Genomic DNA, 7,213 nt, shown 5'->3' on the forward strand with positions numbered 1-7,213 from the left:
GGGTTAGGGAATAGAAGGGTCGAGGGGTAGCGTGGGTCACCTAGCAGAAAGCTGTCTTGGCCAGTGCTCAAGCGCTTGACCCACGAAGAGGGTGAACGGGGCCCAAACCCTTGACTCACGAAGAGGGTGAACAGGGCTCAATCCACCGCCCATTTGCAGGTGGCCTGCATCAAATACCGCAGCGAGAGATCCAGGGCAAAGCCGATCACGCCCAAGATCAGCAGGCAGGCAAAGATCTCATCGGTGTTGAAAAACTTTTGGGCCAGCACAATCCGCTTGCCCAGGCCGTTTTCTGCGGCTACCAGCTCCGCCACCACCACCAGGTTCCAGGAGGTGGCCACGTTGATGCGAAAGGTGTCAATGATGTTGGGCAACACGTAGGGTGTGATCACCTGAAACAGCGCCTGCCGCCGCTGCCCGCCCAGGGTGTAGGTGGTTTCGAGCAGCTCCTTGGGCACAAACTTCACCGCATCCATAATCATCAGGATGTTGAAAAACACGGTGCCAATGAAGATCAGCGCAATCTTAGGCGCTTCTCCCAGACCCAGGTAGATCACCAGCAGCGGAATAAAGGCGGGGGCGGGCATATAGCGCACCACGCCGATGATGGGTTCAAGCAGCGATCGCACGCTGGCAAAGGCCCCCATGGCAATGCCAATCGGCACCGACACCAGCGCCGCCAGCCCAAACCCCACCGTCACCCGCATCAGGCTAGCGGCGGTATCGCCCAGCAAAAATCCATCGGTCCACAGCCGCCCCAAAGCCTGAGCCACCTGAATCGGCGACGGCAAAAACTTGTCATTCACCAGATCCAGGCTGGAGAGCAACCCCCACAGCGCCAGGGGCACCGCGATGGAGAGCACCATCAGCGTCGTGCTCATCGATTTGGGAATATCTTCGGCCAATCGCCAAAAGACCCGAGGTTTCAGGCCCCGACTAGCGGTCGGCTCGGTCGAGAAAGAAGGAGAAGCGGGAGTCACAGGAAGATATTCCGAAAACTACGACAAACCGGTACCATTGGCCCCTATCCTCCACCAGTGAGCGATCGGGGCCTGCATCAACAGCTACTTCTGGGCGGCGTAGGCCTGCACAAACTGATCATCGAGAATGGTCTCCAGATCGGGAGCCTCGGAGATAAACCCAACCTCCACCATGAAATCGGCCATCTTTTGGGCAGAGTAGGGCATGTACTTCATGTCGTCACCCCCGGCGCTAAAGGCCTCCAGATTTTCATCCAGGGTGAAGATTTTGGTGCCTTTGGTGTACTTCTCAAACTCCTCATCGCTGACGCTGGCCCGCTTGGCCATAATGGCGTTGGCCTGCTCAGGGTTTTCGTCGATGAAGGCTAAAACATCAAACCAGGTGTTCACCAGGGCCTGAACCTGTTCAGGGCGGGTGTCAATCAGCTTTTGGCTGGCCACCAGCAGGTCGGGAATCGCGCCAGGATATTCCTCCGAGGTCAAGATCTCCTGGCTGCCCTCACGGGAGAGGGCAGTTTCCCAGAAGGGCACCCAACCGGCGAACCCGTCCACTTGACCCGCCGCAAAGGCCGCCGCCGCTGCCCCGGTTTCAAGGTTTTTAATTTCCACAGCGTCCCGACTCAGCCCAGCATCTTCCAGGGCCAGGGTGAGCAAAAAGTCGCCCACCACACCTTCTTCTAAGGCGACGGTTTTGCCCGCCAGATCGGCAACCGTGTTGATGCCCTCAGCCGCAATCACCTTGTCGTTACCGGCAGAGTTGTCGTTGACCAGCACGGCCACCATGCCGTTGACCGCATCGGCAGCAAAGGAGATGGTGTCGTTCAGGGTTTGGCCGTTGGCGTCCAGCTGACCAGCCGCTAAGGCCTGCATTGACTCCAGGTAGCCATCAAACCAAATCAGCTCAACGTTGGCTCCATTTTTCTCAAACAGGCCTTCTTCCTCGGCCACGGCCCAGGGCCACCAGCCCGCCCAGTTGCTATAGCCCATTTTGATTGGCTCGCCAGCGGTAGCCGTGACCGGGGCATCGGCAGCCCCCTCAGCCGGGGCATCGGCCTGGGGCGTACTCTGGGCACAGCTGACGGTAATCAGCAAGCTGCAGAAAAAAGCAGCCAGTGTGGGTAAAAATGTACGTCGTTTCATAGCGGTGGGTTTTGAAGGGCAAAAACTACAACAGAGAAAAGCTACGGAAGAAATTTAGACGCCCCCGAGGGAATTGAACCTGAGGGAATTGGATCAGGGTAGGCGATTGCAGGGGTAGGCGAACACAGGAATCTTCGTTATTTTTATCAGCTATAAAAACGGCAGCCCGAGAGAATGACAGAGTAGTGCTCCGCTATCCTCCCGGGCTTTTATCCCGCCGTGTACCAGATGCATTAGGCTGATGCCGGGCAACGCTAAGACTATCTGGCGGTTTCTCTCGGACCAGTCACTCGACCACCCTGCGGTCAGCCGGAACCCTAGAAACCATCTGACTATTAAGACTGGTTGATGAGCTTGAAATTAGGTTGATGTCCTACATAGGCTTAGCAATTGCTTAAGCATTAGAAAGTAACCGCTGCTACGAAATCACCTTTTACCCAGAATTTTTGCCGTTTGTCGGTTAGATTGAACCTACAATCTAAGGCAGTTATCCTTTCTAAGCCTATGGCCTCCGTCGAGTTGGATCATGCTATTGGCCTACGCTATCCCCGGCGATCGCTGAGGCGAGCTGAACGCGCCTTGCGGTGCTCTCCCTTCCGACTAGCGCTACTGGCCGATATGCGATCGCACAGCATTTGCATTCGCCAGGTGTGTGGTCAAGGGGGCGTCAAAAGCGGCTACAGCGATCGCGTATTGGCCGAACTCCAGGCTGACAACGAAATGATGTGGCTGATTGCCGTGGGCCTGCTGCGCCGTGAAGTCGATGGCCAAGGTCTGACCGACAGCTTTCGCCTCACCCCCATGGGTCGGCAGGTATTTCAGAGTTTGAGCCAGCTGAACCCCAGCCAGTATCGCCCCACCCTGGTAGATCATCTCTATAATGCATGGTGCCGATGGATACGATGGCCCGCCTGGGTCGGTTCTTGATCATTGCCGAGCGGGTGGCAAGACTAGTTTTAGCATCGTCCTGACGAGTTGTGTTGTTCCTGAAGAATCTGCATAGGAAGTAGCTAAGCATCAGGTTATTGCCTGAGTTTTAGCGCTATCACCGAACTCATTCAACTTTGGAGACGCTCCATGAGAGCAATCATGGTAGTGGGAACAGCCTCCCACGTGGGTAAATCATTGATCACCACAGCTCTTTGCCGCATTCTCAACCGCCGGGGGTGGCGGGTGGCCCCCTTTAAGGGGCAAAACATGGCCCTCAATTCCTACGTCACCACCACTGGCGGCGAGATGGGCTATGCCCAAGCCGTACAGGCCTGGGCCGCTGGCATAGCTCCCCAGGTCGAGATGAACCCCATCTTACTCAAACCCCAGGGTGATACGACCTCCCAGGTCATCCTCAAGGGGCGACCCGTAGGGCGCACCACCGCTACTCATTACTACGAACACTTCTTTGAAGCCGGCTGGCAGGCCATTCAAGAGAGTATTAGCCGCCTCAGCCAAGACTACGATTTTTTGGTGTGCGAAGGAGCCGGTAGCCCGGTCGAGGTCAACCTCAAACACCGCGACCTCACCAATATGCGGGTGGCCAAGCACCTGAACGCAGCTACAGTATTGGTCGCCGACATCGATCGCGGCGGCGTGTTTGCCCATATCATCGGCACCCTAGAGCTGATGGAGCCCGACGAACGCGCCCTAGTCAAAGGCATCATCATCAACAAATTTCGCGGCCAGCGCGAGGTGCTAGAGCCAGGGTTGGAATGGATCAAAGAGCGTACCGGCATTCCCGTCCTCGGCGTCATACCCTGGATCGAAAACGCCCTACCTGCCGAAGACTCCCTCAGCCTGCTCGATCGCACGCCCGGCAGCAAAAAACAGGCCGATATCACCATCGCGGTGGTGCGCTTGCCTCGGATCTCAAATTTCACCGACTTCGACCCGCTCGAAGCCGAACCCAACGTGCGGGTCGTCTACCTCAGCCCTAAAGAAAAACTCAGCTACCCCGACGCGGTGATCATCCCCGGCACCAAAACCACCATTGCTGACCTGCTGATCTTGCAGCGCACCGGCATGGCCGAAGAAATTCAGAACTACGTGGCGGCCGGGGGTACGGTAATGGGCATCTGCGGCGGCTTTCAGATGATGGGGCAGTTTTTGGCCGATCCCGAAGGGCTAGAGGGCCATGAGGGGCGCTTCCCTGGCCTCGATTTGTTCCCCCTGCGTACGGTCATTACCCAGCAAAAGATCGCTCGTCAGCGCACCGTGAGCTCCCGCTTTCCCCAGGATGGGCTGCCGGTATCGGGCTATGAGCTGCACCAGGGCCGCACCCAGCTCATTCTCTCCGAAGGCGAAAGTCAAAGCGGCAAGAAGTTCGAGTTTCTGTTTGAAGACCGGGGTCTAGGAGTAGTCGATAGTAGTCAGTCACTGTGGGGCACCTACCTGCACGGCCTCTTTGATAATGGGCCTTGGCGGCGGGCCTGGCTCAACCGCCTGCGCCAACAGCGCGGTCTGGGATCGTTGCCCACGGGCATACCCAACTACCGCGAGCAGCGCGAGACGGTGCTCAACGAGTTGACAGAGGCGGTCAGCACCCATCTGGATCTGACGCCGCTGCTAGAGCAATCCTAGTCGTGAGTCCTGCTGGACAAAAGGCATCTTTGGGCGACCACTCTGGGATATTCTAGCTACGAGCTGGCCGTTGTTTCTGGCGATTCGATGACTGCATCTCCCCGCGCTAATCTCGGCCCAGCCTGGCTGGGAAAAATGACTGTTCCCCAGGCGGTCATTCCCTATCTGTTTTTATTGCCGGCCCTGGTTGCCCTGGGAATCTCGGTGTTTTGGCCAGCGTTGCGGGCTTTTTACCTGAGTTTTACCACCTTTGGGGTAGATCTGACGGCAGCCCCAACCTGGGTCGGCACCGCCAACCTCCAACGGCTGAAGACCGACCCTATCTTTTGGCAAACGGTGCGCAATACCCTGGTGTACTTAGCGGGGGTAGTGCCTATTTTAACCTTCGCATCGCTGGGTCTAGCGATTTTGGTGAATCGGCAACTGCGCGGTATGCACTGGCTGCGAGTAGCCTACTATTCGCCCGTGGTGGTGTCGATGGTGGTGGCGGGCATTGCCTGGCGCTGGCTCTATGCCGAGACCGGTCTGTTTAATCAGGTACTTAAAACCCTAGGACTGACAGAAAACGGCGTGCCCTGGTTGACAAGCCCCAACCTGGCACTCTTTAGCGTGATGGTTGTGACCGTATGGAAGGGCCTGGGTTACTACATGGTGATTTATCTGGCGGGTCTTCAGGGCATTCCCCCAGACCTCTACGAGGCGGCAGCGCTAGATGGCTCCGACGGCTGGCAAAGACACTGGGATATTACGCTGCCGCTGATGCGACCTTACCTCATTCTGGTGAGCGTGATTTCTGCGATCGCCGCGACCAAGGTATTTGAAGAGGTCTACATCATGACCCAGGGCGGGCCACGCCACAGCTCAAAAACCGTGGTCTACTACATCTATGAGCAGGCCTTTCAAAAGCTGGAAATCAGCTACGCCTGCACCCTGGGCCTTGCCCTATTTTTGGTGATCTTAGTGCTGTCTGCGCTCCGTCTCGCCGTTAATGACGGTACTAGGCCCATGGGGTAGGGCAATCGACGATTGCTGGGATAGGCATCTAGGCCACCTGAACGGGCTGCGACCTATCCGCCCCGTCGAGTTGCACGATATTCACCTCGACGTGGGTGGCACCTTCCGCCTGTAGGGCAAGGTGAACCAACTGATCGACCACGGTCAAGTCCTCGACCTGACCACTGAGAATAACCGCCGACCCCCGCTGCTTGATCACCAGCTGCTTCACAACATCGCGACCAAACTGGCAATGGCAGCTCGCTTTAACCCGCTTGGCCAGACCGTAGTGGTCATACTCACCACTTAAACCGACGCGCTCTGGCGGAATAACGGTTAACTCGGCAATGGATTGGTTGAGGTAATTAGACCTGTCATAGCAAACACCGCGAATGGTGTGATCTACGGTCATCAACGATTGCAAGACTTTACCCATCTGAGCCTGACCCCTCTAAGTCTGGGACAAAAATCAGTATTCACGAGTTAAGCATCTGCCAAGTATCTAGTCTAGAACTACAGTCTAGAACTACTCCCATATCGAAGCTCAGCAGTAGATACACCACAAGACATCTCTAAATCGAGCCTAAAAACCAGGCCAACCAAATTTAAAGATATTATAAAGCATTCTACGAGTTTTTCGGGAAAGTTGCGTATCTTTTGCAACCAAAACGCTCGTTGATTAAACGGAGCTAGTGGCTACGGGCAACTCATGCGATTCTCGCTAAGGGGTCAGACCCCTAATGAAGCCAACTTGTTCCTGCTGCTCTCGTTAAATCACCCTATTTCAACCTTGAGGTGAGTCATTTAGGCGATCTGAATTAGCAGCGCCACGGCATAGGCGGCAATCCCCTCCTGACGTCCGACTGGCCCTAGGGTTTCATTGGTGGTCGCTTTCACGCCTACCTGGTCGGGTGCCAACCCGAGCTGATCGGCCAAGCGCGATCGCATCGATTCAATATGGGGCTTGAGCTTGGGCTGCTCAGCCACCACCACCGAATCGATATTGTTGACCTGCCAACCCCGCTGTCGCACCATAGCGTTGACCTGCCCCAGCAGCATCAGGCTGTCAGCCCCGGCCCACTGCGGATCCCCCGGCGGGAAGTACAGGCCAATATCACCCAAACTTAGCGCGCCGAGGAGGGCATCCATAATCGCGTGGGTCAGCACATCGGCATCGCTGTGGCCGTCGAGACCCAGGTGATGGGGAATTTTGACGCCCCCCAAGATCAGCGATCGCCCCTCGACCAACCGATGAATGTCATAGCCATTGCCAATTCTGATCCCCATAGCCCTTTACCCCTACTGCTTAAATTCTCTGGATAAATAAAATCTCCGTGGGGCATCGCTGCGCTTGTGCACCCTACGCTCGGCTTGACTCTTCCCCCACTCCCTACTCCCTACTCCCTACTCCCTACTCCCTACTCCCTACTCCCTACTCCCTACTCCCTACTCCCTACTCCCTACTCCCTACTCCCTACTCCCTACTCCCTACCTGTCTCTTATACACCTCTCCGAGCCCCCGAGAC

General features: G+C 56.4%; 7 protein-coding genes and 1 riboswitch. Of the genes, 3 read left to right on the top strand and 4 right to left on the bottom strand.

Annotated elements, in window-relative coordinates; translation table 11 throughout:
• Positions 1–137: 137 nt before the first annotated feature.
• Complete coding sequence (locus tag IQ254_RS28325) at positions 138–929, bottom strand: ABC transporter permease (protein ID WP_193969502.1); 792 nt, start codon at positions 927–929, stop codon at positions 138–140.
• A gap of 135 nt (positions 930–1,064) precedes the next feature.
• Positions 1,065–2,120 carry an ABC transporter substrate-binding protein gene (locus IQ254_RS28330; protein ID WP_193969497.1) on the bottom strand — a complete coding sequence of 352 codons (1,056 nt, stop codon included), beginning with the start codon at positions 2,118–2,120 and terminating at the stop codon, positions 1,065–1,067.
• 196 nt (positions 2,121–2,316) lie between these two features.
• Positions 2,317–2,452, bottom strand: a riboswitch (guanidine-I (ykkC/yxkD leader).
• A 172-nt stretch (positions 2,453–2,624) separates the two neighbouring features.
• Here IQ254_RS28330 and IQ254_RS28335 point away from each other — a divergent pair.
• From IQ254_RS28335 to IQ254_RS28345, 3 genes are all read left to right on the top strand, one after another.
• Positions 2,625–3,047, top strand: a complete 423-nt coding sequence (locus IQ254_RS28335; protein WP_193969498.1) for an Npun_F0494 family protein — start codon at positions 2,625–2,627, stop codon at positions 3,045–3,047.
• 150 nt (positions 3,048–3,197) lie between these two features.
• Positions 3,198–4,694 (top strand): cobyric acid synthase CobQ, encoded by a 1,497-nt coding sequence (gene cobQ / locus IQ254_RS28340; RefSeq protein ID WP_193969499.1) that lies wholly within the window; start codon positions 3,198–3,200, stop codon positions 4,692–4,694.
• A gap of 135 nt (positions 4,695–4,829) precedes the next feature.
• Positions 4,830–5,708 carry a carbohydrate ABC transporter permease gene (locus tag IQ254_RS28345; protein ID WP_193969503.1) on the top strand — a complete coding sequence of 293 codons (879 nt, stop codon included), beginning with the start codon at positions 4,830–4,832 and terminating at the stop codon, positions 5,706–5,708.
• A gap of 28 nt (positions 5,709–5,736) precedes the next feature.
• Here the strand turns inward: IQ254_RS28345 and IQ254_RS28350 are convergent, their stop codons facing one another.
• Positions 5,737–6,123, bottom strand: coding sequence for a BON domain-containing protein (locus tag IQ254_RS28350; protein ID WP_193969500.1), 387 nt, complete (start codon positions 6,121–6,123; stop codon positions 5,737–5,739).
• 368 nt (positions 6,124–6,491) lie between these two features.
• On the bottom strand, positions 6,492–6,974 hold the full coding sequence (ispF, locus tag IQ254_RS28355) for a 2-C-methyl-D-erythritol 2,4-cyclodiphosphate synthase (protein ID WP_193969501.1): 483 nt from the start codon (positions 6,972–6,974) through the stop codon (positions 6,492–6,494).
• Positions 6,975–7,213 lie beyond the last annotated feature (239 nt).

This window comes from Nodosilinea sp. LEGE 07088, assembly GCF_015207395.1.
In the GTDB taxonomy this organism is placed as follows: Bacteria; Cyanobacteriota; Cyanobacteriia; order Phormidesmidales; family Phormidesmidaceae; genus Nodosilinea.

What these genes read in the sequence shown, in the direction of transcription:
- IQ254_RS28330 (WP_193969497.1), bottom strand. Translation starts at nt 2,120, where the DNA reads ATGAAACGACGTACATTTTTACCCACACTGGCTGCTTTTTTCTGCAGC.
- cobQ (WP_193969499.1), top strand. Translation starts at nt 3,198, where the DNA reads ATGAGAGCAATCATGGTAGTGGGAACAGCCTCCCACGTGGGTAAATCA.
- IQ254_RS28335 (WP_193969498.1), top strand. Translation starts at nt 2,625, where the DNA reads ATGGCCTCCGTCGAGTTGGATCATGCTATTGGCCTACGCTATCCCCGG.
- IQ254_RS28350 (WP_193969500.1), bottom strand. Translation starts at nt 6,123, where the DNA reads ATGGGTAAAGTCTTGCAATCGTTGATGACCGTAGATCACACCATTCGC.
- IQ254_RS28345 (WP_193969503.1), top strand. Translation starts at nt 4,830, where the DNA reads ATGACTGTTCCCCAGGCGGTCATTCCCTATCTGTTTTTATTGCCGGCC.
- ispF (WP_193969501.1), bottom strand. Translation starts at nt 6,974, where the DNA reads ATGGGGATCAGAATTGGCAATGGCTATGACATTCATCGGTTGGTCGAG.